23 protein-coding genes and 1 pseudogene are annotated in these 23,859 nt (G+C 57.6%); 17 read left to right on the top strand and 7 right to left on the bottom strand.

Annotated features, from left to right (window positions below; genetic code table 11):
- The first annotated feature begins 80 nt into the window (after nt 1-80).
- The 6 genes and pseudogenes from mutS to PSQ90_RS07855 all read left to right on the top strand — a co-directional run bounded on the left by mutS (nt 81) and on the right by PSQ90_RS07855 (nt 9,367).
- A pseudogene (gene mutS, locus PSQ90_RS07880) lies at nt 81-2,734 on the top strand (DNA mismatch repair protein MutS).
- Nucleotides 2,715-5,519 (top strand): [protein-PII] uridylyltransferase, encoded by a 2,805-nt coding sequence (locus PSQ90_RS07875; protein WP_282212838.1) that lies wholly within the window; start codon nt 2,715-2,717, stop codon nt 5,517-5,519. Before mutS ends, PSQ90_RS07875 begins: the two are co-directional and overlap by 20 nt.
- A 3-nt stretch (nt 5,520-5,522) precedes the next feature.
- The gene (gene murJ, locus PSQ90_RS07870; RefSeq protein WP_282212837.1) at nt 5,523-7,079 is read left to right on the top strand and encodes a murein biosynthesis integral membrane protein MurJ; all 1,557 of its coding nucleotides are present in this window, start codon (nt 5,523-5,525) and stop codon (nt 7,077-7,079) included.
- A 91-nt stretch (nt 7,080-7,170) separates the two neighbouring features.
- Entirely contained in the window at nt 7,171-8,202 is a 1,032-nt protein-coding gene (gene trpS / locus PSQ90_RS07865) for a tryptophan--tRNA ligase (protein ID WP_282212836.1), read from the top strand.
- Nucleotides 8,203-8,217: 15 nt separating this feature from the next.
- Nucleotides 8,218-8,691, top strand: coding sequence for a universal stress protein (locus PSQ90_RS07860; protein WP_282212835.1), 474 nt, complete (start codon nt 8,218-8,220; stop codon nt 8,689-8,691).
- A gap of 109 nt (nt 8,692-8,800) precedes the next feature.
- Entirely contained in the window at nt 8,801-9,367 is a 567-nt protein-coding gene (locus PSQ90_RS07855) for a NifU family protein (protein WP_282212834.1), read from the top strand.
- A 62-nt stretch (nt 9,368-9,429) separates the two neighbouring features.
- Here the strand turns inward: PSQ90_RS07855 and PSQ90_RS07850 are convergent, their stop codons facing one another.
- From PSQ90_RS07850 to miaB, 4 genes are all read right to left on the bottom strand, one after another.
- Complete coding sequence (locus PSQ90_RS07850) at nt 9,430-10,461, bottom strand: hemolysin family protein (RefSeq protein WP_282212833.1); 1,032 nt, start codon at nt 10,459-10,461, stop codon at nt 9,430-9,432.
- Between the two features lie 66 nt (nt 10,462-10,527).
- Nucleotides 10,528-10,998, bottom strand: a complete 471-nt coding sequence (gene ybeY, locus PSQ90_RS07845) for an rRNA maturation RNase YbeY (RefSeq protein WP_407648209.1) — start codon at nt 10,996-10,998, stop codon at nt 10,528-10,530.
- A gap of 11 nt (nt 10,999-11,009) precedes the next feature.
- Nucleotides 11,010-12,017, bottom strand: coding sequence for a PhoH family protein (locus PSQ90_RS07840; protein ID WP_407648182.1), 1,008 nt, complete (start codon nt 12,015-12,017; stop codon nt 11,010-11,012).
- Between the two features lie 72 nt (nt 12,018-12,089).
- Nucleotides 12,090-13,550, bottom strand: a complete 1,461-nt coding sequence (miaB, locus tag PSQ90_RS07835) for a tRNA (N6-isopentenyl adenosine(37)-C2)-methylthiotransferase MiaB (protein ID WP_282212831.1) — start codon at nt 13,548-13,550, stop codon at nt 12,090-12,092.
- Between the two features lie 97 nt (nt 13,551-13,647).
- Between miaB and PSQ90_RS07830 the strand changes: the two genes are divergently transcribed.
- Entirely contained in the window at nt 13,648-13,845 is a 198-nt protein-coding gene (locus PSQ90_RS07830) for a hypothetical protein (RefSeq protein ID WP_282212830.1), read from the top strand.
- A 194-nt stretch (nt 13,846-14,039) separates the two neighbouring features.
- Here the strand turns inward: PSQ90_RS07830 and PSQ90_RS07825 are convergent, their stop codons facing one another.
- Nucleotides 14,040-14,921: a hypothetical protein gene (locus tag PSQ90_RS07825; protein WP_282212829.1), complete on the bottom strand. Its 882-nt coding sequence runs from the start codon at nt 14,919-14,921 to the stop codon at nt 14,040-14,042.
- An 872-nt stretch (nt 14,922-15,793) separates the two neighbouring features.
- On the opposite strand from PSQ90_RS07825, the gene PSQ90_RS07820 reads away from it, so the two are divergent.
- A complete protein-coding gene (locus PSQ90_RS07820; protein ID WP_282212828.1) occupies nt 15,794-17,059 on the top strand; it encodes a tyrosine-type recombinase/integrase in 1,266 nt (421 codons plus the stop codon).
- 118 nt (nt 17,060-17,177) lie between these two features.
- Here PSQ90_RS07820 and PSQ90_RS07815 read toward each other — a convergent pair whose 3' ends face one another.
- Complete coding sequence (locus tag PSQ90_RS07815; RefSeq protein WP_282212827.1) at nt 17,178-17,603, bottom strand: hypothetical protein; 426 nt, start codon at nt 17,601-17,603, stop codon at nt 17,178-17,180.
- A gap of 529 nt (nt 17,604-18,132) precedes the next feature.
- Between PSQ90_RS07815 and PSQ90_RS07810 the strand changes: the two genes are divergently transcribed.
- From PSQ90_RS07810 to PSQ90_RS07785, 6 genes are all read left to right on the top strand, one after another.
- On the top strand, nt 18,133-18,411 hold the full coding sequence (locus tag PSQ90_RS07810) for a hypothetical protein (RefSeq protein ID WP_282212826.1): 279 nt from the start codon (nt 18,133-18,135) through the stop codon (nt 18,409-18,411).
- On the top strand, nt 18,408-18,653 hold the full coding sequence (locus PSQ90_RS07805) for a hypothetical protein (protein ID WP_282212825.1): 246 nt from the start codon (nt 18,408-18,410) through the stop codon (nt 18,651-18,653). Before PSQ90_RS07810 ends, PSQ90_RS07805 begins: the two co-directional genes overlap by 4 nt.
- Nucleotides 18,646-18,981, top strand: coding sequence for a hypothetical protein (locus PSQ90_RS07800; RefSeq protein WP_282212824.1), 336 nt, complete (start codon nt 18,646-18,648; stop codon nt 18,979-18,981). The genes PSQ90_RS07805 and PSQ90_RS07800 overlap by 8 nt, the downstream gene beginning before the upstream one ends.
- Nucleotides 18,978-19,241, top strand: a complete 264-nt coding sequence (locus PSQ90_RS07795; protein WP_282212823.1) for a hypothetical protein — start codon at nt 18,978-18,980, stop codon at nt 19,239-19,241. Before PSQ90_RS07800 ends, PSQ90_RS07795 begins: the two co-directional genes overlap by 4 nt.
- Nucleotides 19,238-19,462, top strand: coding sequence for a hypothetical protein (locus PSQ90_RS07790; protein WP_282212822.1), 225 nt, complete (start codon nt 19,238-19,240; stop codon nt 19,460-19,462). Before PSQ90_RS07795 ends, PSQ90_RS07790 begins: the two co-directional genes overlap by 4 nt.
- A 457-nt stretch (nt 19,463-19,919) precedes the next feature.
- Nucleotides 19,920-20,315: a hypothetical protein gene (locus PSQ90_RS07785; protein WP_282212821.1), complete on the top strand. Its 396-nt coding sequence runs from the start codon at nt 19,920-19,922 to the stop codon at nt 20,313-20,315.
- A gap of 90 nt (nt 20,316-20,405) precedes the next feature.
- Here PSQ90_RS07785 and PSQ90_RS07780 read toward each other — a convergent pair whose 3' ends face one another.
- The gene (locus tag PSQ90_RS07780; protein ID WP_282213125.1) at nt 20,406-20,810 is read right to left on the bottom strand and encodes a hypothetical protein; all 405 of its coding nucleotides are present in this window, start codon (nt 20,808-20,810) and stop codon (nt 20,406-20,408) included.
- Between PSQ90_RS07780 and PSQ90_RS07775 the strand changes: the two genes are divergently transcribed.
- From PSQ90_RS07775 to PSQ90_RS07765, 3 genes are read left to right on the top strand one after another with little or no spacing between them, the layout of a single operon-like run.
- Nucleotides 20,728-21,894, top strand: a complete 1,167-nt coding sequence (locus PSQ90_RS07775; RefSeq protein ID WP_282212820.1) for a phage portal protein — start codon at nt 20,728-20,730, stop codon at nt 21,892-21,894. The two genes, PSQ90_RS07780 and PSQ90_RS07775, sit on opposite strands and share 83 nt — an antisense overlap.
- Nucleotides 21,881-22,267, top strand: a complete 387-nt coding sequence (locus tag PSQ90_RS07770) for a hypothetical protein (protein WP_282212819.1) — start codon at nt 21,881-21,883, stop codon at nt 22,265-22,267. The genes PSQ90_RS07775 and PSQ90_RS07770 overlap by 14 nt, the downstream gene beginning before the upstream one ends.
- Nucleotides 22,267-23,844 carry a phage major capsid protein gene (locus PSQ90_RS07765; protein WP_282212818.1) on the top strand — a complete coding sequence of 526 codons (1,578 nt, stop codon included), beginning with the start codon at nt 22,267-22,269 and terminating at the stop codon, nt 23,842-23,844. The genes PSQ90_RS07770 and PSQ90_RS07765 overlap by 1 nt, the downstream gene beginning before the upstream one ends.
- The last annotated feature ends 15 nt before the right edge of the window (nt 23,845-23,859 follow it).

Genomic DNA, 23,859 nt, shown 5'->3' with positions numbered 1-23,859 from the left:
CTCGTTGGGCAAAGAGCTGGATGAACAAGGCGCAAGACAGTGCTGCCATTAGCCCGGGGCAAACCCCCGCGCTAACGCCGATGATGGCGCAGTATTTCGAGATCAAGGCGGTAAATCCCGGCTATCTGCTGTTCTACCGCATGGGTGATTTTTACGAGCTGTTCTTTGAGGACGCCGAAATCGCCAGCGCCGCACTGGGTATCGTCCTGACCAGGCGTGGCAAGCATCTTGGCGATGATATCGCAATGTGCGGTGTGCCCATTCACGCCGCCAATGATTATCTCAACAAGCTGATTAAACTGGGCCATCGCGTTGCACTGTGCGAACAGGTTGAAGATCCTGCCGAAGCCAAGAAACGCGGGGCAAAATCGGTGGTCAAGCGCGATGTCGTGCGGCTGATTACGCCGGGAACGCTGACCGAAGACGATCATCTGGAGGCGCGGGCTGCCAATTTTCTGGCGGCGCTGGCCAGCGTTCGCCACGGCGAAACCGACTTTGCTCTCGCCTGGGCCGACATATCAACTGGCGAAACCCATGTTCTGGATGTGCCCGCGCACGCGGTGCAGGACGAACTGGCCCGGATTGATCCCGCCGAACTGCTCATGACCGAAGCCACCCGCGCCCAGCTAAGTGAAGCCCACCTGCTGCCGCCCAATCTGGCCAGCCTGGTCACGCCCCTCTCGATTGATCTGTTTGATAGCGAAACCGCGACCACGCAGTTGCGCACCGCCTTCGCCGCCGCTGATGTTGATCCCACCGCCTGGTCGCGCGCCGCCCGCTCGGCGCTTGGCGCGCTGGTTGGCTATGTTGTTGATAGCCAGAAGGGCAAGTCACCTGCCCTGCGCCCGCCCGCGCCGTCGGCATCCGCCGAGCACATGGCCATCGATCTGGCAACGCGCGCCTCGCTCGAACTGCTGGCGACCCAGCGTGGTGCCGCCAAGGGTTCGCTGCGCAGTGCCGTGGATTTGACAGTGACCGCGCCTGGTTCCCGTCTGCTCGCCCAGCGCCTTGCCGCGCCTTTGTGCGATGCCGAAGCGATCAACCGACGCCTTGATGCGGTGGCCATGCTGGTCAACGATACCATGCTGACCGGACGGCTTCGCGCCGACCTCAAGGCTGCGCCCGATCTGGCCCGGGCGTTGACCCGCGTGGCTCTCGATCGGGGTGGCCCGCGCGACCTGGGGGCCATCGGTCAGGCCATATCCGCCGCCATGGCGGTTTCCCAGCGCTTTGACGGCGTTCCAACCACAATCGAATTGGCAAGGCTGGTTTCGGCGCTGGCCGCAGCGCCCCTGCAACTGGCTTCCGAATTGGGTGCGGCGCTGGTTGACGAACCACCGTTGCTGGCGCGCGATGGTGGTTTTGTGCGCAAGAACTATCATGCCGAACTGGACGCCGAGCGCGCCCTTGCGACGGAAACCCGCGCCGTGGTGGCCGCGCTTCAGGCGCGCCTGATTGATGAAACAGAGGTAAAATCCCTGAAAATCCGCCACAATGGCGTTTTGGGTTATTTTGTCGAAGTCCCCTCGGCCCACGGCAGCAGGTTGCTTGAAGCGCCCCTGCGCGAAATCTTCATTCACCGCCAGACGCTGGCCAGCGTCATGCGTTTTACCACCCAGGAACTGGCGGAATTGGAGGGGCGGATCGCCCGCGCCCACGACGCGGCCATGCAGATTGAAGCGGCGATCTTTACCGAGCTTTGTGTGCAGGTTCTGGCCGCCACCGACAGTTTGCGCGCCATTGCCGATGCGCTGGCCGAACTCGATGTGACCACAGGTCTTGCCCATCTTGCGGCAACTGCCAACTATTGCCGCCCCGCCATCGACAAGTCGCTCAATTTCGCCATTGTCGGCGGCCGCCATCCCGTGGTTGAGCAAATGGTAGCGGCCCAGCAGCAGAGCTTTGTCGCCAACGATGCTGATCTGTCTGGCACTGACGCCATTGGCGGGGGCCGTCTATGGCTGGTCACCGGTCCCAATATGGGTGGTAAATCCACCTTTCTGCGCCAAAACGCATTGATCGCCATTCTGGCACAAATGGGCAGTTTCGTGCCAGCGACATCGGCGCATATCGGGGTGGTCGATCGGGTGTTTTCCCGCGTCGGTGCGTCGGACGATATTGCTCATGGCCGGTCGACCTTCATGGTCGAAATGGTCGAAACCGCGGCTATCTTGAACCGGGCGACCCGGCGATCGTTGGTGATCCTTGATGAAATCGGGCGCGGCACAGCGACCTTTGACGGCTTGTCTATCGCCTGGGCGGCCGTTGAGGCCTTGCATGAAACCACCGGTTGCCGGGCGCTGTTTGCCACCCATTTTCACGAACTGACCAGCCTTCAAAAACCCTGTCCCGCGTCTCCAATGTCACCATGAAAGTGCGCGAGTGGGAAGGCGACGTGGTTTTTCTGCATGAGGTCGGACAGGGGGCAGCGGATCGTTCTTATGGCATTCAGGTGGCAAAGCTTGCCGGATTGCCAACCCCGGTATTGAACCGCGCGCGCCAGGTGCTGACAATTCTGGAGCAGCGCTCCACCGGCACAAGCTCTTCCGGTAGCGTTGCTGCCGTGCTAGACGATTTGCCGCTGTTCGCCCATCGGCCTGCGGTTGAAAAACCAGTGGTCGATCCAGTTTATGAAAGGCTCGACACCATCCAACCCGACGAAATGACGCCCAGGGATGCAATCGAGCTGGTCTACGAACTAAAGAAACTCCGCGATGTCGCTCGCCGAAGCTGAAGTCAAACCGCGCAAATCGCTGTTCACCCTCAAGAGCGCTCAGACCCTTCTGGCCGAACTGGATGAACGCGTCGGTGATCAATCGGCCAATTCGTCGGGCGCCCGCGCCATTGTGCTGACCCATATGCGCGAAACACTGGCAACAGCACGCAGGGAGGCCGAAGCTGAATTGCTGGCCACCAGCAAAGGCATTCGCTGTGCTCAGAACCTGTGCAATGCCGAAGATGAAATCATCTCGGCAGTCCATTTGTTTGCGACCAAACGCGTTTATCCCGTCGATAATCCCTCCGAGGCCGAAACACTGGCACTCGCAGCGGTTGGCGGTTACGGGCGCGGCACGCTGGCGCCCGGCTCGGACATTGATCTGCTGTTCATTCTGCCTTACAAGCAAACCCCTTGGGGCGAGCAGGTTACCGAATATATTCTTTATATGCTTTGGGATCTCGGCCAGAAGGTCGGCCACGCCGTCCGCTCGGTTGATGAGTGCCTGCGCATGGCTCGCTCGGATATGACCGTGCGTACGGCAACACTTGAAGCACGCTTTCTGACCGGGGATAAAACCCTTTATGATCAGATGGTTGAGCGGTTCAAAACCGAAATAATGGCTAAAACCGGCCCCGAATTCATCGCCGCGAAAATGGCCGAACGCGATGAACGCCACAAATTGATGGGCAATACCCGCTATGTGGTTGAACCCAATATCAAGGACGGAAAGGGCGGGCTGCGCGATCTCAATACCCTCTATTGGATCGGCAAATATTTCTACCAGCTCAAGACCAGTCAGCAATTGGTGGGAAAGGGCGTGCTCAGCGCCCGCGAATATCGCCAGTTCCAGCGCGCCGAGGAATTCTTGTGGGCCGTCCGCTGCAATCTGCACTTCCTGACCGGCCGCGCCGAGGAAAAACTGACCTTTGACCTGCAGCCCGATCTGGCCGAGCGCCTGGGCTTTGCCAAACGCGTCGGCATGCTCGGGGTCGAGCGCTTCATGAAGCGCTATTTTCTGGTGGCCAAGGATGTTGGCGACCTGACCCGCATTTTCTGCACTTCGCTCGAATTCAATCACGCCAAAGACATGGATCTGGTCGGACGGGTTTTTGCCCCCTTCAAGCGCGGCAAGGTCAAGATCAAGGGCGACGGGGATTTTGTTGTCGATAGTGGTCGGCTCAATATCGCCAAGCCTGACGTTTTCACCAAAAACCCGGTCAATCTGATCAAGATGTTCCTGGTGGCGGGGCGTGAGGAGTTGCTGTTCCATCCCGATGCGATCAAGCAGATCACGCGCAGCCTGCGCCTGATCGACACCAATTTGCGCAACGACCCCAAGGCCAATAACTATTTTCTCTCGATCCTGACCGCGCCGCAGTCGGTTGAGCGTATGCTGCGCCAAATGAATGAGAGTGGCGTTCTCGGAAAATTCGTCCCCGAATTCGGCAAGATCGTCGCCCTGATGCAGTTCAACATGTATCACCACTATACCGTGGACGAGCACCTGATCCGCGCTGTCGGCGTCATGGCCGAAATTGCCAATGGCGGCCTGCGCAAGGAACTGCCACTGACCCATGAGCTGCTGCCCCAGCTCAACGACACGCGCCTGCTCTATGTCGCCCTGTTCCTGCACGATATCGCCAAGGGACGTCCAGAGGATCATTCAATTGCCGGCGCACGCGTTGCCCGCAAGCTCTGTCCGCGGTTTGGCTTGAGCCCGGCTGAAACCGACACTGTTTCATGGCTGGTCCAATATCATTTGCTGATGAGCGAAGTGGCTCAGGCCCGCGACATTCAGGACCCCGAGACGGCAAAGGCTTTTGCCGATGTCGTGCAATCGCCACAACGTCTGGCGCTGCTGATGATCCTGACCGCCTGCGATATTCGCGCCGTTGGGCCCGGTGTCTGGACCGGCTGGAAAGGCTCCCTGCTGCGGTCTCTCTATTTTGCCACCGAACCGCTGCTATCGGGCGGGCACTCCCAGGTCACCCATCTGGATCGGATCAACGAGGCCCGCAGCGTTCTTACCGAAAACCTCAACGATTGGCCCGAACAAGAGATCGCCGACTATGCCGCGCGCCAATATGATCATTACTGGCTGCGCGCCGAGCCCGAACTGCAAGTGGCCCATGCACAAATGATCCGCGCTGCCGACAGGGTCGATGAGGCCTTTGCTGGCTCGATCCGCGTCAAGGCCTTTGAAGGCATCACCGAAGTGTCATTTTATACCCCCGATCACCCCCGCCTGCTCTCGCTTATCGCCGGTGCCTGCACCATGGCCGAGGCCTCAATCATCGGGGCACAGATTTTCTCGACCCGCGACGGGCGCGCCATCGATACCTTCCGCCTGCGACGCACTTTTGCCTCGGACGAAGACGAAAAGGTCCGCGCCACGCGTATCATTGATACCGTCAAGCAATTGCTGCAGGGTAAACGCTATGTGCTGATCGACGCAGGCAAGGACAGCAAGCTCAATCGCCGCTTGAAACCTTTCAAATTGCCCGCCGATGTGGTGGTCTCCAATAATCTCTCGGAAAAGTTCACCGTCATCGAGGTTTCGGGACTGGATCGCACCGGCTTGCTGCATTCATTGACCCGCGAAATTTCCGACCTCAACCTCACCATCGGTTCGGCTCATATCGGCACCTATGGCGAAAAGGCGGTCGATGTGTTCTATGTCACCGATCTGACCGGTCAAAAGATTGCCTCCAAGCCGCGTCAGCGCAAGATTCATGCAGCCTTGCTGGATGTATTCAACCCAAAACCCGTCGAGGAACGCGCCAAGGCGGTCAATAGCTGATCCATGAGCCTTTACCGCAACTTTCTTTCGGTCGGCGCACTGACATTGCTCAGTCGGATCGCCGGCTTTGCCCGCGATGCCCTGATGGCGGCCGTTTTGGGCACCGGCCCGGCCGCCGACGCCTTTTTCGCCGCCTTCCGCTTTCCCAATCTCTTCCGTAGGCTTTTTGCAGAAGGGGCCTTCAACACCGCCTTCGTGCCGATGTTTTCGGGTGCGCTGGAACAGGATGGCCCTGATCAGGCCCGGCTGCTGGCTGCGCGCATCATGAGTTGGCTGGTGGCGGCGCTGGTTGTGGTGACCATTCTGGCCGAAATATTCATGCCGACCATTCTGGTGCCGTTCGTGCCCGGTTTTGACGATCCGGCCAAATTCGAACTGACCGTTCTTTTGACCCGCATCATGTTCCCTTACCTGATGTGCATGTCGCTGATGGCCGCCTATGGCGCCATCCTCAACAGTCTGGGGCGCTTTTTCGCGGCGGCTTTTGCCCCCGTCATCCTTAACATCGTCAATATTTCCGCGATGATCCCACTGGTAACCTTTGCGGTTCAGGCGCCCGCCGATGCCGCCGTCTGGGTTGCCATTGCCACCATGTTTGGCGGCGTTGCCCAGTTGGCGCTGGTCTATTGGTCGATCCGCCGCGCCAATTTCGTACCGCGCTTTCAGTGGCCAAGAATCGATAGGGAAGTGCGCCGGTTCTGGACATTGGCCATTCCCGCGATTTTGACCGGCGGCATCACCCAGATCAATCTGTTCGTCGGCACCGTTATCGCTTCCAGCGCCGCCGGGGCCATCGCCATTCTCAACTATGCCGACCGGCTCTATCAATTGCCGCTCGGCATAATCGGCATTGCCATTGGCACGGTGCTGCTGCCCGAATTGTCGCGCCACCTCAAGGGCAATCGCGCCGCCGAGGCCCGCGCCAGTCAGGATCAGGCTTTGCTGGTCTCGATGCTACTGTCGATGCCCGCCGCTGCCGCGCTGGTGGCCCTGGCCGAACCCATCGTCCGCCTGCTGTTCGAGCGGGGTGCCTTTACCGAACTGGCCACCATCCAGACGGCCAATGCTCTGGTTGCCTTCGCCGTCGGGTTACCGGCCTATGTGCTGATTCGAGTGCTCCAGCCCGGCTATTTCGCCCGCGAAGACACCATGACGCCGACAATTTTTGCCGGCATTTCTGCGGCCACAAATATCGGCATTTCGTTGCTACTGTTTCCCAGTCTGCTGCATGTCGGCATCGCCATTGCGACATCGGTTTCGGCCTGGCTCAATGCGTTGCTTCTGGCCATTTTTCTGGCCCGGCGCGGGCATTTTGCCCTCACAGCTTCCGAGTGGCGTCGGCACCTTGCCATCATCATCATTGCCTGCCTGATGGGGGGCGCGCTCTATGCACTGGCTCAGCGCGGCGCAGGGTTTCTGGCAAGCGGCCAACCGTTATTGATGCAAGCCGCTGCGCTGGCCTCGCTGATGCTCTATGGCGTGGTCATGTATTTCGTGCTGGTGCATTTTTCGCGTGTCCAGCCGCTTGGTCTGCTGCTAAGGCGTTTGCGACGAACCTGAAACAGCGACCTCACCGACCTGTGTTGACAGCCTTGGCGCTGTGCTATTCGGTCAGATCGCGAATTTGAACGTGCAATACTGCGGAGTTATCATGGCATTTGTGCAGCGCGTATTTTCTGGCATTCAGCCTTCCGGCGATTTGCATCTGGGCAACTATCTCGGCGCCATCCGCCGTTTTGTGCCGCTGCAGGATAGCCACGAATGCATTTATTGCGTTGTCGACATGCACGCCATCACCGTCTGGCAGGACCCCGATGATCTGCGCCGCGCCACCCGTGAAGTCGCTGCGGCCTTTATCGCCGCCGGAGTCGATCCGAAAAAATCCATCATCTTCAACCAGTCCCAGGTCATTCAGCACGCCGAATTGGCCTGGGTGTTCAATTGCATTGCCCGCATCGGCTGGATGAGTCGCATGACCCAGTTCAAGGACAAGGCTGGCAAGAATTCCGAAAACGTGTCGCTGGGCCTTTTGGCGTATCCATCGCTGATGGCCGCCGATATCCTGCTTTACAAGGCCACCCATGTGCCGGTCGGCAACGACCAGAAACAGCACCTTGAGTTGACGCGCGACATTGCCGCCAAATTCAACAATGACTATGCCAAGTCCATTGCCGATCAGGGGCTGGACCCCGAGTTTTTCCCGATAACCGAGCCCTTGATCGCCGGCCCCGCGACCCGCATCATGAGCCTGCGCGATGGCAGCAAGAAAATGAGCAAGTCGGATCCATCCGATCAGTCGCGCATTTCCCTGCTCGATGATGCCGATGCCATCGCAAAAAAGATCAAGCGCGCAACCACCGATCCCGAGCCACTGCCCGAAACCGTTGATGGCCTTGCGGGCCGCGCCGAAGCCGACAATCTGGTTGGCATTTACGCGGCGCTGGCCGATCTGACCAAGGTCGAAGTGATCGCCGAATTTGGCGGCAAGGGTTGGGGCACCTTCAAGCCCGCACTGGCCGAACTGGCGGTCGCCGTGTTGGCGCCAATGGCTGATGAAATGCGCCGTCTGATCAACGATCCAGCCACCATTGATGCCTATCTGCGCGAGGGCGCCGGTCGCGCCACCGCCCTTGCCGAGACCACTATGTCGGACGTTCGCAAGATCGTCGGCTTCATACGCTGAAAAAGGATGTGACTCATGGTTGATATCGCCGAATACCAGCGCAAATTTCTCGTGGTTATTGACGGTACTGTCGAATGCGACCGCGCCGTCACCTTTGCGGCCTACCGTGTCCATCGCACCGGCGGCACCGTGGTGTTGATGTCGGTTGTTGAGCCGCCCGACTTCATCGGCATGGGGGTGGAAGACGTCTTGCGCGCCGAAGCGGTCGAACAGGCCGAGCGCGATCTCGACGCGCGCCTGCAGCGGCTAAAAGCCATCGGCAACGTCAAGGTCGAATCGGTCGTCTGCGAGGGCAGCGGCTTTGAGGAAATCGAGCGGGTCATCAATCAGGATCGCGCCATCGCCATTCTGGTGCTGGCCGCCAGCATATCGGCTGAAAACCCCGGCCCACTGGTCCAGCACTTTGCCAATCGGGCCCACGCTCTGCCCATTCCCATGACCATTGTGCCCGGTCGCATGACTGATGAGGAAATCATCGCCGTCTGCTAAAAATAATTGCTGGTCCCTTGCCGCCTGCCCTATGGGCGATTGCCCTTGCAAATGGGGCGGAAATGACTATTTTAGAAGCATTCCAAATTCGTTTCCGATGGGAACTGCCATGTTCATTCAGACCGAAGCCACTCCGAATCCGGCGACGCTGAAATTTTTGCCCGGCCGCGATGTGCTCGTCGGCGAACCGCGCGATTTTCGCACCCCGGTTGCGGCCGCTGCTTCGCCGCTGGCCACGGGCCTGTTTGCCATTTCCGGTGTAAACGGCGTTTTTCTGGGCGCAGATTTTATCTCCGTCACCAAGGATCAAACCGACTGGGCCCACATCAAGCCCGCCATCCTTGGCGTTATCATGGACCATTTCCTGTCTGGCAAACCGGTCATCGCCGAAGGCAATGATGATGTCGAGATGGATGATGGCGGCGAAGAATTCTTCGAACCTGATGACGGCGAAACCGTTGAAGTTATCAAGGAACTGCTCGCCACCCGTGTCCGTCCGGCAGTTGCTATGGACGGCGGCGACATCATCTTCAAGGGTTATAAGGAAGGCACGGTCTTCCTGCATATGCAGGGCGCCTGCTCGGGCTGCCCCTCCTCGACCGCAACGCTCAAGAACGGCATCGAAAATCTTCTGCGCCACTTTGTTCCTGGCGTTGAAAACGTCCAACAGGTCTAGCGCCGCACTGCACACGCATACCCAGAAATGAAAAGGCCCGGATTGCTCCGGGCCTATTTTGTTCATTCTGCGGCTGTGTGCATATGGGCGTCGGTATTTGTGTCCACCTGCTCACCCTCGCGCCGCCGTCGGCGAATGCGCAGGCGCTTGATGCGCCGACTGTCAGCGGCCAGAACCTCGAAATCGAAATGATCCAGCTTGGATACCACCTCGCCCTTGGCGGGCACATGCCCTGCCAGGTCAAAAACCAACCCGCCAATCGTTTCGACGTCCTCAGCATATTCGCCCGGATTGAATTCGGGCCCGAGCAATTCCTGCACATCGCATAATTCGGCCCGCGCATCGGCCAGATAGGTATCAGGACCCACCTTGCGGATCAGGGCGGCTTCGAGCTCGTCGTGCTCGTCCTCGATTTCCCCGACGACGGATTCCAACAGATCCTCAATCGTCACCAGCCCGTCGGTGCCGCCATATTCGTCCACCACGATGGCCATATGCACCCGGCTGGCACGCATCTGTTGCAACAGATCCCCCACCGGCATCGAGGTGGGCACGAACATTGCCGTGCGCAAAATATCGAGTTTGGAAACTTTCTGGCGCAAGGCCGAGGAAATCAGCCGCACCGGTACATCCTTGGGGGAGGTATCCATCGGCTTTGGTTCGGCAATTCGGTGCAGCACGTCCTTGACGTGCACAAAACCCAGAATATTGTCCAGCCCGTCATCATAAACCGGTAGGCGCGAATGGCCCGCCTGACGAAACTCGGCCAACAGGCCCCCTAGATTGATATCGGAACTGACGGCCTGAATATCGGACCGCTCCACCATCACATCGACCACTGATACTTCGCTGAGCTTGAGCACATTCTGCAAAATGGTGCGTTCGCTCTCGGAGAAATCGGTCGTATCGGTGCCGCCCTGTTCATCCAGTGCTTCGCGCAAATCATGGCGCAGGGAAACGCTGCGCAGCGCCATCATCGCCTTGAGGCGCTCCCAGATTGTAGGCCCCCGCGTTGGCGCGGAGGCGGGACTAGAAGGAGGTTCGCTATTATTATCTGGCACCTTGGGCGCACTACTCGGTTCGCTGTCGTTCATGTTCATCTTGCCGTGGTCAAACGGCTTTCTATCCTTTTTTGCCTGTATTTCGCAACTGCCGCGCCTCTAGGTGTGATCGGCATAAGGATCACTAATGCCAAGGCCCGCCAGTATTTTGGTTTCAAGACCCTCCATTTCGAGGGCCTCTTCGTCATTGAGATGATCATAACCCAGAATATGCAGAAACCCATGCACAATCAGATGGGTGAAATGATGGCTAAAACTGATGCCCTGCTCTTCTGCCTCGCGCTCCAGCGTTTCGCGGGCCAGCACAATATCGCCAAGAATGCCAACCACAGCCCCGAACGGCTCGATCTGGGCAAAGCTGAGCACATTGGTGCTGGCGTCTTTGTCCCGCCATCGCTTGTTGAGTTGGCGTTGTTCGGCATCATTGCTCAGCACAATGCTGATCTCGGCGGCACCCTTGAGCCGCGATTTGCTCGCCGCAAGCGCTGCAAAAACCCCACGCTCTGCCAGCGGCCCAAGCCCATCGGGCCAGCCGTCGTCGTCATGGATCAGGGCAATTTCAAGTGGCAGGTCAGCGGCGCTCAGCGTGCAACCCCTTCGTTCAGCTTTTCCTTGAGCTTGCGCGCCGTGTCCGTTTCATAAGCCCGCACGATCCGCCCCACCAGAGCATGACGCACAACATCCTTGTCGCCGAAACGGGTAACATGAACCCCTTCAACCCCATCAAGCAGGGCCACAGCTTCAATCAATCCCGATTTTTCGCCGCGCGGCAAATCCACCTGCGTCGGGTCGCCCGTCACGATCATCTTGGAATTTTCGCCCAGACGGGTCAAAAACATCTTCATCTGCATGGAAGTCGTGTTCTGCGCCTCGTCCAGAATAACCACGGCATTGGCCAACGTACGGCCACGCATGAACGCCAGCGGCGCCACCTCGATAATCCCCGACGTGATGCAACGCTCGACGTTTTCAGGCTTCATCATATCGTAAAGCGCATCGTAAAGCGGACGCAGATAGGGATCGACTTTTTCCTTCATGTCGCCGGGCAGAAAGCCCAGCCGCTCGCCCGCTTCCACCGCCGGTCGCGACAGGATGATCCGGTTAATATCACCCCGTTCAAGCAGTGACGCCGCATGTGCCACCGCCAGATAGGTCTTGCCCGTACCGGCAGGGCCAACACCAAACACCAGTTCAGCTCGGTCCATGGCGCGCATATAGGCGTCCTGGGCCGGTGTTCTGGCCACAATGGTGGATTTGCGCGTAGCGATCTGGGCCATGCGCACCTTGCCCTTTTTCTCAAGCGTCGGCAGGGTAAGTTGGCTGTCTTCGGTCTCGATCATGCGGATGACCCCATCCACATCGCTCATATCGACCGGCCGGCCTTCTTCAAGCACGCCATAAAGTGATTCCAGCACGCGCCGCGCCTGATCAACACTTCCGGCAGCACCCTTGAGCATGACGTGATTGCCCCGTGGGGTCGCCGTCACTTTGAGTCGCTGCTCGATAAGGGCCAGGTTCTGGTCGAAATCCCCGTAGAGTTGGGCTACCAGCCGGTTGTCGTCAAAAGCGAGTTCGAGTTGGGATGCCAATGCGTTATCTGATGTCGGGGACAAGTGCCTGCTCAAGCTGGTTCTGCTCCTGAAATGAAGCGCAGCATGAGGTCACGCCACGCGAGACTCATCAACGCTAACAGATTTGCGCGTCGAGTCGTGCGAAATATCGCTATTGTTAAGCGCCGCTTGTGACAATTTCCCGACAAGCGAATTGGTTGAGGTCCCGATGATCTCGAGCGGTAGGATCTGCCCGATCAAATCGGTGGACCCCTCAAAATGTACCGCCTGCAAATAGGGAGACCGGCCGCCTACCTGTCCGGCCATCCGCCCCTTGCGCTCAATGAGCACTGGCAGGGTCTTGCCAACGCAGGAGGCATGGAACGCGGTGGTCTGTGCGTCAACCAGCGCCTGCAGCCGATAAAGCCGCTCGTTCTTGACCGCCTCTTCAATCTGGCCATCCAGATTGGCCCCCGGCGTGCCCGGACGGGTCGAATATTTGAACGAATAGGCCGAGGCATAGCCGACATCGGCGATGATCTTGAGGGTGTCCTCAAAATCCTTGTCGGTTTCGCCCGGAAAGCCGACGATAAAGTCGCCCGATAGCGCCATGTCCGACCGCGCCGACTTGATTTTGTCGATAACCCGCATGTAGTCGTCGCGCGTGTGGCGCCGGTTCATGGCCTTGAGCATCGTGTCCGAACCTGACTGCACTGGCAAATGCAGATAAGGCATCAGGATACCGAGGTCGCGGTGGGCCGCAATCAATCCATCATCCATGTCGCGGGGATGACTGGTCGTATAGCGCAGCCGCTCCAATCCCTCGATTTCGGCCAAGAGATAGGCCAGCTGACCCAGTCCGACCGATTTTCCTGCCTCATCCAACCCGTGATAGGCATTCACATTCTGCCCCAGAAGGGTAATTTCCTTGACCCCGCCTGTGACCAGCCCGCGCGCTTCGGCCAGAACCTGCCGCACCGGGCGCGAAACTTCGGCGCCACGCGTATAGGGCACCACGCAAAAGCTGCAAAACTTGTCGCAGCCCTCCTGCACGGTCAAAAATGCCGTCAGCCCCCGCTTGATCACCACTTCTTTCTGCGGCGCCGGCAGATGATCGAATTTGTCTTCCTCGGGGAAGTCGGTGTCGATGACCGGTTTGCGCAACGCTGGATGCAAATGGCGGCTTCCGGCGGCCTTGGCCACCATATCGGGCAGGCGATGATAGGCCTGCGGCCCAAAAACCATATCGACCACAGGCGCGCGTCGGGCAATTTCCTCGCCCTCTGCCTGCGCCACGCAGCCAGCCACGCCAATCAGCAGGTCCTGGCCATCCTCTCGACGTGCCGCCTGCAATTCCTTGAGTCGACCCAATTCGGAAAACACCTTCTCCGAGGCCTTTTCGCGAATATGGCAGGTATTGAGCAGCACAAGGTCTGCCGTGGCCATGTCCGTTACCGGCTCATACCCGTGCGGCGCCAGCGCATCGGCCATGCGGTCGCTGTCATAGACATTCATCTGACAGCCATAGGTCTTGATGAAGAGCTTTTTGGTGTTCTGGGGCGTCTGGGTCATCCGCGCTCTTTAGCAGACTGCGACAAAGACGAAAAGCGTGCAACCACTCGCCCGGTCGCCGGGTTTTGTAAGGGACACCCCAAAGATGGAGGCGACAATGACTGACAAAAACAAACCCAAGTCCGACAAGGCGCCCGCATTCAAGAACGACAAGAAAACCGGGCCCGATGGCTCTCCGGTCCAGGTTCGTGATTCCGGCAAGGAAAACATGGGCAACAAGCAAAAAAACTGGACCAAGCACGACGAGGAAATCGACGAAAGCTTTCCCGCCAGCGATCCCCCGGCCAATTACTGACTCTTGAAATAATCAACCCGCTTCGGCCAAACCGGAGCGGGTTTTTTCGCGAGGTGCAAAACAAAAAAAGGGCGGGAAAGTCCCGCCCTCTTCTAGTGGATGAAGAAAATAATAATCAGGATCAGCCAGATCGGCACGCCAAGCAAAAACAATCCCAGGGCACGAAACATTGTTTATGTCCTTTTTCCAATGGGTCAGTAACGGGGGAACACGTCGGCAAACACCGTTTGCTCGTCGCGGTGGCGTCCGCCCATCGAGGCGGCCCAATAGGCCCCAACCGCACTTACAAGTAACGATGCGGCCAGCAGGAACGCTGCAACAATGCCGGTCTTGCGGGCAGCTTCCGCTGCATCGACAGCCTGCTGACGGGCGGCTTCCACATTGGCAGTGACTTGATCAACGCGTGCGCTGGCTTCTTCAGGCGTCAGCCCGGTGTTGGCCGCCACAACGTTGGCGAGATAGCTGCGATCCTCAGCTGATACTTCAGTGCCATTCAGCGCTGAATTAGCAAAGATCCGCCCCGCTTCATCCCGTGCAACACCAGCATCGACCGGACGATCGCTGCGCAACAGCGTGTCCACAAAGTAGGCGTTCGGATCAATCGAACCATCCGCAACGTTTGAGGCAGCCGCGGTTGCAGTTTGCGCCACATTGCCCACAGCGTTTGCCGCAGCACCGACGCCACCAATGGCAATCACTGTGCCGAGAACCGCCGCACCAGCCCAAACCAAGAGGCCGTGGGCACCGTCCCGCACGTCGCTTTCATGTTCCGTGGCGTCACGGAAGCGACGGCGCAGGCGCCCGGTCATATAGCCACCCGCCAAAAAGCTCGAAATCTGCACCCAAAGCAGCCATAGGCCACCTGCAATGCCGATCCAGATCGGTGCAGCGCCCTCGCGGGCATGAAAGTTGGTAAAAGACAGGCCGACCGCAGAACCGAACGCCAGAAGGATCACTGAGATCGCTGATGCCAGCACGATGCCGGCAAAAATTGCGGGCCAATCGACATAGGAAGACTGTTCGCCATCGGCGCGGTCAGAAACGACCGCAACCCCGGCGGGTGCATTGATAGCCATTGTTATGTTCTCCAGGTTTCAGTCGAGGGAAGGCGCTTGCAGCCCGGCCTCAGGCCAGCCCGATAAAGGACAGAATGGCCATGACAACGACGACGAGACCTACGAGGTAAATAATACCGTTCATTTCAGGTAATCCCTGTTGTTGACGCAATGGTCAATCAACCGGCCATCGGCAAATTCGTTCCAGTTTCAGCCAATATTTGTGCAAAAGTGCGGTTCCGTACAAAGGCGGGATCATGCCCTGGCGATACAGTCCCGCTCATGGAGGAAGATAGTTTCTGTTCAGCAAGCGCTGCGTGATCGCGAGAATATTAAATCGCATTCAGAACGAATGTCGCTCAACCTCAGATCAAAGCTTGATCTGTCTGAGCTAGACAGGTTTGGGCCCCCAAGAAATACCAAATAGATACGGAATGGCGGTCCATTCATGCGCTTTTTCGCATCGTCGGTGCGAACTATGAAACCACCACACGCCTGCTGATCGAGCTTGGCGCGCGCGGCTCAGAAAAGGAAAATGATGTCTGGGCGTTGATCAGCAAGAAGCCGTTAAACGTACGCCAAAGTTGGATTCGCAAAACGGCGTGAGCTTACCTTCACCGTGCTTCCTGTAGGAAAACAGCAAAGTGGAAAAATCGCCTAACCCAATGAAAAGATTGGCGCACCCGACACGATTCGAACGTGTGGCCTCTGCCTTCGGAGAGATGTGCTTATAGGTTTTCCGGGGTGCGCTAAAATTATCTTGAGTTTACCAAGCTTATGAATTTACAGCATAAATTTGGCTGAACTGTTTTCTGCCGTTTTCCGCCATCTTCCCAAATTTCGCAATTCGTGGTGAGTTATTGGTGAGTTGGATGGAATAGGCAGGTGTCACGGTGCCAAAGCTCACTAAGGGCGTTGTTGATAAATACGAGCTGCGCGGGCGGCAATATACGATCTGGTGTTCAGAGCTAAAGGGCTTCGGGGTCTATGTCTATCCGACCGGCAAGCGCACCTATTTCGTTGACTACAGGGCCGATGGTGGACGGCGCCGAATGACCATCGGCAGTCATGGCGCGATCACTGCCGACCAGGCCAGAAAACTTGCAATCGAAACGATGGGCGGGGTGGTTCTGCAAAAGGACGATCCCTTGCTTGAACGCAAGACCCGCAGGCGGTCGATGACGGTGGCGCATTTATGCGATCAGTATCTTGAACTTGCTCAAAAAGGTTTGATCCTGGGCAAGGGCGGTCGCCCCAAAAAAGTCTCGACACTCTCGACTGACGTTGGCCGGGTAGAACGTCACATCAAACCATTGCTGGGGCGAAAGCTGGTTCTCGATCTTAAGCGCGCCGATGTTGCAAAGTTCATTCGTGACGTGACCGCCGGTAAAACGGCCATGGTGGAAAAATCGGACAAATTGCGCGGCAAGAGCGTGGTTGCTGGTGGATCTGGCACAGCGGCGCGAACGGCCGGCCTATTGGGTGGCATCCTGACCTATGCGGTTTCGGAAGGCATCATTGAATTTAACCCGGCAAGCGGTGTGCCGCGCCCGGTTGGCAACAAGAAGACCAGACGCCTTAGCCGCGATGAGTATGGGGCACTTGGAACGGCGTTGGCGGCGACAACGGAAACCTGGCAGGCGGTTGCCGGTGTCCAGTTGCTGGCATTGACGGGCTGCCGCATTAGCGAGATTGCGAAACTGCGCTGGAGCGACGTCGACACAGAGGGGCAGGCGCTAAGGCTGGGCGACAGCAAGACCGGCGCATCGATCCGCCCATTGGCGCACCCGGCGCTTGAGGTGCTGGCATCGCTGCCGCGCGTTGCTGGATCGCCTTGGGTGTTACCGGGCGCGCGCAACCCGGCAGAGCCCTTTGGCGGAATGCGCGGGGCGATAGAGCGATTGGCAAGAAAGGCCAAGATCGATGATTTGACGGCGCATGTATTCCGCCACTCGTTTGCGTCGATCGGCGGTGATCTGGATTATGCCGAGGCGACCATTGGCACCATCATCGGCCATGCTGGGCAGGGTATCACCAGCCGTTATGTTCACCGGCTGGATTCGGTATTGCTGGCAGCGGCCAACAGAATTGCAGGTGAGATTGAACGGCAGATGACCGGCAAGACGGCGGCGGTTGTGAGGTTGCAAAGTCGGGCCTAGGGCTGCGTTTTACCAAGATTTTATCGGGCAAGTGGCAGCTCTGCCACTTGCCTTTATTTCGATCTCAGTGACGGCAATGTGCCAAGATTTCGTTGGGCAAATGCAAATTTGCATCGTTCTATTTGGCGTCATCTATGGCTTTAGCCCATCCATCAAGAAACCTCTGATGTCTGGGATCATCGGGCGGAAACGGATTGTCTTTTTCCGCCGAAAATACAGGAAACCGCAGGTGTCGCCGACCTCCAATCGCTCCCAAAGATTCCGATTCGTCTGATGTTGGGCTAAGTTTTTCTTGGTGTATTGCAAGCAACGAAAGAGTGTAGTTGGAATCTTCGCGAATTGAGTTTGCCTCTAAAACATCCGCCTCTAAGTTTTTACCCGCGCGTCTAAGGCTTTGTAGCGCCGCGACTTGAATGGCGGATTCCGACGCGGCTCCATAGATTAGATCTGCGATTTTGACAAAAGAAGAGACGAAGTTCATCGCGTCTGGATCCTTTTGCGCCTCCATAACTACACCCGCGCGACTCCATGCCAAATCCAACATTTGTGACGCCCGAACTATAGATTGGTGAAGTCTCGGAATAGTTTGTTCCGTTGATAGCGCAATTTGGCACAAACGCCGTATTGCCTCTCCCCGCGATCCTATTCTGTTGGCAAAGCGCCAATCATCTATCGCGGCGATCTCACTTGGCGCCATCAACAGATGTTGTTGGTGAGACTTGATCTCGCCCTGGGATTTCGGTCGCGCCAAAACATCCTCCGTATGTTTAACCTAAACATATTTTCGCTTGACGCGTAGCATCAAATTGACACATCTTCCATATGTTCAACCTAAACAGGTTAATATGGAGGACGAACACACATGCCCAATGAGGCCAAGACAGTGAAATTTCAAATGATGCTAGCGCCATCCGAGGTTGCGGCATTGGACGACTATCGGTGGGTTAATCGCTTGCGCAGCAGAGCCGAGGCAATCCGTACACTGATAGAGACTGGTCTAACAGCAAAAGGCGCGGCCGGGAGTGCAATCCCGCCGCGCCATAATCAAGCCAACCCCGGAAAAGGAAAAGGCAATGACTGAAAAAACCCATAGCACGGCGCAAAATCTGCGCCAAGTCGTGATCCCGATGAAGGAACTTCTTGATCTGATCGATCTGGCGGTCAATGTCCGCGACCTGGCCGAAGGGTGCCGTCAATTAGGCGTTCTTGGCGAAGAGGGCAGGGCGGCCATTGATGCGGTCGGCTGTGTTGCAGTCGGCTATGCCGGTGATGTTTGCGAGCGCCTGGACAAGTGGCGCAAAACCTCTTGCGTTGAAGGTGAAGTGCTCTCTAGCACGGGTGCGCTATCATGAGCGGGCCGAGTGCAGCGCGGCCTCGTTTGCGGCGTAGGGAGGCAGCAGCCTATCTACTTGAGGTCCATGGCGTTCCTGTTGCCGTGGCAACCCTGGCTAAAATGGCGACGGTGGGCGGCGGGCCGCTCATCACCTATTTCGGGCGTCGACCGCTCTATGCCTGTAGCGATCTAGATTCGTGGGCTTCCGGGAAGTTGGCTGCGCCGGTCGCATCAACTTCGGGGAGGAATGTCGATGTCTGATGTTGGCAATACTGATCTCGTATCGGCTAGACTGATTGCAGTCGATGATCTGGAAGCTCCCGTCTCCAACCTGAAATGCGCATCCTATGCGGCGCTTGAGTATCTCGACAATATTCGCCCATTAATTATCGACAGAGACGGGCACAAGTACGTCAAAATCGAAATGACGATGGTTGAGTGGGAAGTTTTGCAATTCTATGCAGACAACCTGTTTAGCCGCGCAGAACAGATTGATGCGCTGCTTGGGGAGGCAGTCGAGGCCCAACTTAAGCGGCGCGAAACTCGCAAAAAGGGTGAGCCAGCATCAACTTCGGAAGGGCACTCATGATGATTGTCCACAGTTCCGTGTTCCATCGCGGCGTGCGCATTGGCGAGATCGTCATGGATGGACAGAGCATCAACGCATTTGATGTTCAAAACCTCCCGCTTGGTGATGACTTTTCCAGTCGGTTTGACGCCGTCCGGACCGTGCTCGATAGCCATATTCACGGACCAATCCAGCCAAAGTGGAACCGTGAGACTTCCCCTCACCTGATGGGAAGTTCGGTCGGCTATGGCCAAGGTGGGTTTTGGAGGGGCTTGGCGTGAGTATTAAGGCCATTGCCGCAGTGCCGGAAGCCGAGGTGCGCTGGCGGATAGCATTGCAAAGATACATGTCGGCTATGCAGGCCGAGAAGCGCGCCTCCAGACTCTATGACCGGCATCCGGGGTCTTTGTCGGCATTCATGGCCCTTGTTGAAGCTAGACAATCTCTAGAGGTAGCCAAAGGCGATGTTCTCGGGGCGGCGATCCAGAAGGATGCAGGATGAGCGGCCCTCGTTACAGCATTATCCCCGGCGATGCGTTCGACGATGAACGGGTCAAGGACCTGCACCTGCGAGTCCTTGGCATCTTGGGAACCCATACGAACCGAAACGGGTGGTGTGAGATCAACCAGGCCAATCTGGCAAGGCGGTGCAACAGGGCGAGGGAGACCATCAATCGTGCGATCGCGGACCTTCGCACTTGGGGGTATCTCCGCATAAAGCCGCAAAAGTCCGCAAACGGTCGAAACATCAATAAGTATCAAGTAGTTATGGATAGGAGCAGCGAGGGGGTTGTGATGCTGACGTCACATGTGATGCTGACGTCACATGTGACGCTGACGTCACATACGTTGTGACGCCTGAGGATCACAACCGTTGTGATGTCCAGACGTCACAACTAAACGACCCTTCTTTAACGACCCCCCCAAAGCCCCCACTCGATCTGAACGCGGCATTCGAGGTGGTTATCGAAACGTGGCCCAAGTTCGAGGACAACCATCGACAGAGGGCTTTGGATGGGTTTCAGGGGCTTTCTGTCATTGAGCAAGCGCAACTGATCACAGCGGCGCGGCGGTATCCTGAACAGTGCCGGGTTGAGGCGGCGCGCAAGGGACGATCATTCGATCAGCATGTCATGTTCACCAAGACGCTGCCGAAGTGGATCGAGGAGCGGCGATGGGTTGGGACCAAGCCAGCACCATCAACCGAGGGGACGGTGGCAGTGAAGCGCAATGATCCGTTGTTTGAAATCTGCGCGCGGATCGAGGGCAAACGAGTCGCGCTTTCGTCGCAGCTATCGTGGTCGTTCAAGTTGGAAACTGTTGCGCTCGCCAAGAGCGAGGTTTCGGCAGCATAGGGGGGTGGTTTGGAACTTATGCGGGTTCATAGGGACCGGCGCGGGTAGAATTGTGCGAGATTTGGTCTAATTGAGGTTTTCGAAGATGTTTCAAAAGGTTAGCGACAAGTTGGAAGTACTCACGCCGAAAAATTTTGACCGGGCGACAGCGGCACCAACCCCGATTATCTGGACGGCGAAGGCCATTGGAAAAAAATTGGTCGGAGTGAAAGCTGGGTTCTCCGCCGTTTGGTGAATTTGGAAGGGACGCCGGTGCAGCGCACAGCTGGCGGCAATCTTTTCGTCGTTGAGGCCGAATTGTTGCGTTTTTTCAGCTCGAATAATTGATCTGCCCGATGTTGCCCGCTTTTGCCCGATGTTGCCCGCTCGCGGTGAATAGACAAACGGCGACCGTTTCAGGCACAAACTTGGGATGCACATCGGTCCTTTCAAATTCTTCGAGAAAAAGTCGCTCAGCAGTCCAACGGACGCTGAGATTGAAATCTTCACCGGCATCGCTGGCGCTTATGGGGTTTCTCTCAGCACCGCCCTAACAGTGCCCGCCGTTCAATCGGCCATTCGGTTGATTTGCGAAGCGGCGGCAAGCCTTGAAATTCGTGTCGAACGCCAGACTGACGGGGTTTGGAGCGAGGACAAGGCTCACCAGGTTGCGCGGATCCTCGCAGACCAGCCCAACGATTACTCCTCGACCTACGAACTGATCCGCGATTTGATCGCCACGGCGTTAACCGTTGACCGGGGCGGCCTGGCATTCGTCAATCGCGTTGGCGATCAGGTTCGTGAGATAGTTCGATACGAACCCGGCCACTACACCGTCGACTATTCCGCAGATGGTCGACAGGAACCAACGTTCCGGATCAACAACACCCCAATTCCATCCAGCGACATTATCCACCTTCGGGGGCCATTCAGCCGGTGCGCCTTGAGCCTTGCCGCCGATGCAATCGGCGCTGCCAAGTACATGGAAAAGCACGCGGCCAATTTGTTCAAAAACGCGGCTCGACCAGGCGGGGTGTTGGAAAGCCCAAAAGCCATTGGCGATGAGGGCGTCAAGCGGATGCTTTCAGGTTGGAAGTCGGCACAAGAGGGCGCGGACAACGCTGGCAAGACGCCGATCCTATGGGACGGCACCAAGTTCGTGCCGATGACCCTCAACAGCACCGACAGTCAATTTCTTGAAAATCGCAAATATCAAACCCTTGAGGTTTGCCGTGCGTTCCGAGTGCCGCCCAGCATGATCTATGAGCTTGATCGCGCTACCTGGTCTAACGGCGAACAGCAGGGCAAGGAATTTCTGACCTATTCCCTGGAGCCTTGGTTGCTAGGGCTTGAAGGTTCCATGCGCCGCGCCCTGTTTGGAGCGAATGAGCGTTCCGAATATCGCATCAGATTTGATCGTGACGATCTGACCCGCGCTGATTTGACGGCTCGCGCCACAGCGATCAACAGCCTGATCAGCGCCAAGGTTCTCAATCCGAACGAAGGGCGCTCATGGATCGACCTCGGCCCCTATGACGGGGGCGATGAGTTCCAGAACCCACACATCAACACCGAGGCAAAGCCCAATGCAGCTAAGTGACGTTTTGAGCAATGCCATTGATCAGGACAAGGGCGCTGATCTCGACCTGATTGCCCCTTGGGACGGCAAACCAACCGGCATGGTTTTGACCATTGCCGGACCCGACAGCGTGACCGCCCGCAAGGCCGACATTGCCTTTGCCGATGAGTTGGCAGACATGGCGGGCCCAGACGGTCGCGTCGATGCCGAGAACCGCGCCAAGGCCCGACTGAATGCACTGGCCCGTCGCGTGATCCGCTGGGACGTGAAAGAGGGCGGCAAGCCCGTTCCGTTCAACACCAAATCCGTGCTGGCGCTCTTGGGCGTGGCATGGGTTCGCGACCAGGTTGACCAGTTCGCCGGGGATCACACCAACTATCGGCCGGTGGCGTAATGGACCGGATCGAACTCAAAGCCGCCATCACGGTCGACGACGCGGGCACCATTGAGGGCATTGCATGGCCATTTGGATCACCCGACCGGGTTGGTGACGAAATCACCCAAGGCGCGTTTGCCAAGGCCATAGGCCCCCTGCCCATGCTGGCATTCCATGATCAGGCCGAAACGGTTGGCGTCTGGGAAACCATTTCAGAAACCGCTCAAGGCCTGCTGGTCAAGGGCCGGTTGCTGGTCAAGGAAGTTGCCCGCGCCGCAGAGATTCGCGCCTTGATCCGCGAAAAGGCAATCGGTGGCCTGTCCATCGGGTTTGCCACCAAGAAGGCAACGCCCCGCAAGGGCGGCGGTCGCACGATCAGCGAACTAGACCTGCTCGAAATATCCATTGTTGCCGTACCGGCTCACCCCGGCGCGGTGATCACCTCCGCCAAATCAGTTTCACACAACAACGAGGGCATTATGCCAGAGAACGAACAGCAGACCGCGCCAGAGATCGCGGAATTGACCACGAAAATGGGCGAACTCGAAACCACCATCAAGGGCTTCAAAACGCCCGACATGAGCAAGATCGAGGAACGTCTCGCCAAGATCGAGGCCAAGGCCAATCGCCCCGACGGCGATAAGAACGAAAACACCGACGAACAGGCCAAGATCGAGCGCAAGGCATTTGCCTCATATCTCCGCCTTGGCAATCAGACCCCAGCCGATGAAGCCAAGGCCCTGACCGTCTCCAACGACGAACAGGGCGGTTATCTGGCGCCAGCCGAAATGGGCACCGAGTTCATTCGTGACCTGGTCGAGTTCTCCCCGGTCCGCTCGATTGCATCGGTTCGCAGCATTGCCAGCCCATCGGTAAAATATCCCAAGCGCGGCGACGGCACCGCAGCCCAGTGGGAAGGCGAACTGGACGACGAAACTGAATCGACCGTCAAGTTCGGCCAGCTCGAAGTCGCAGCCCGCAAGCTGATGACCTTTGTCGATATCAGCAACGAGTTGCTGGCAGACAGCGGCGGCACCGCCGAAGCCGAAGTGCGCCTGGCACTCGCCGATGATTTCGGTCAGAAAGAGGCCACCTCGTTCGTTAATGGGACCGGCGTCAAGCAGCCCGAAGGCTTTATGGTCAATCCGGATGTTGCCTATTTTGCCAACGGCAGCGCCACCGTTCTCAGTGCCGATTCCCTGATCAAGATGATGTATGCCCTACCCGCCGCCTACCGCAATCGCGGTACCTGGTCGCTGAACGGCACCACCTTGGGCGTTGTTCGCACCCTTAAAGACGGCAACGGCAACTATGTCTGGCAGCCCGGCCTGAAAGCTGGCCAGCCCAGCACCATCTTGGGGCGTCCGGTTGTCGAGGCCATCGACATGGATGATGTCGCAAGCGGCAAGTTCCCCATTGCTTTCGGTGATTTCAACACCGGCTATCGGATCGTTGACCGCCTCGCAATGTCGATCCTGTCTGACCCCTACACTCAGGCCATCAAGGGCGTAACCCGCCTTCACGCCACGCGTCGGGTCGGCGGTCGGGTTATCCAGCCCAAAGCCCTTCTCAAACTCAAAATGGCAACCTCGTAAAGGTAGCGCCCAACA

Origin of the sequence: Devosia rhodophyticola, assembly GCF_028816475.1 — a bacterium.
Taxonomy (GTDB): domain Bacteria; phylum Pseudomonadota; class Alphaproteobacteria; order Rhizobiales; family Devosiaceae; genus Devosia; species Devosia rhodophyticola.
This window is presented reverse-complemented; position numbering and strand designations above follow the sequence as displayed.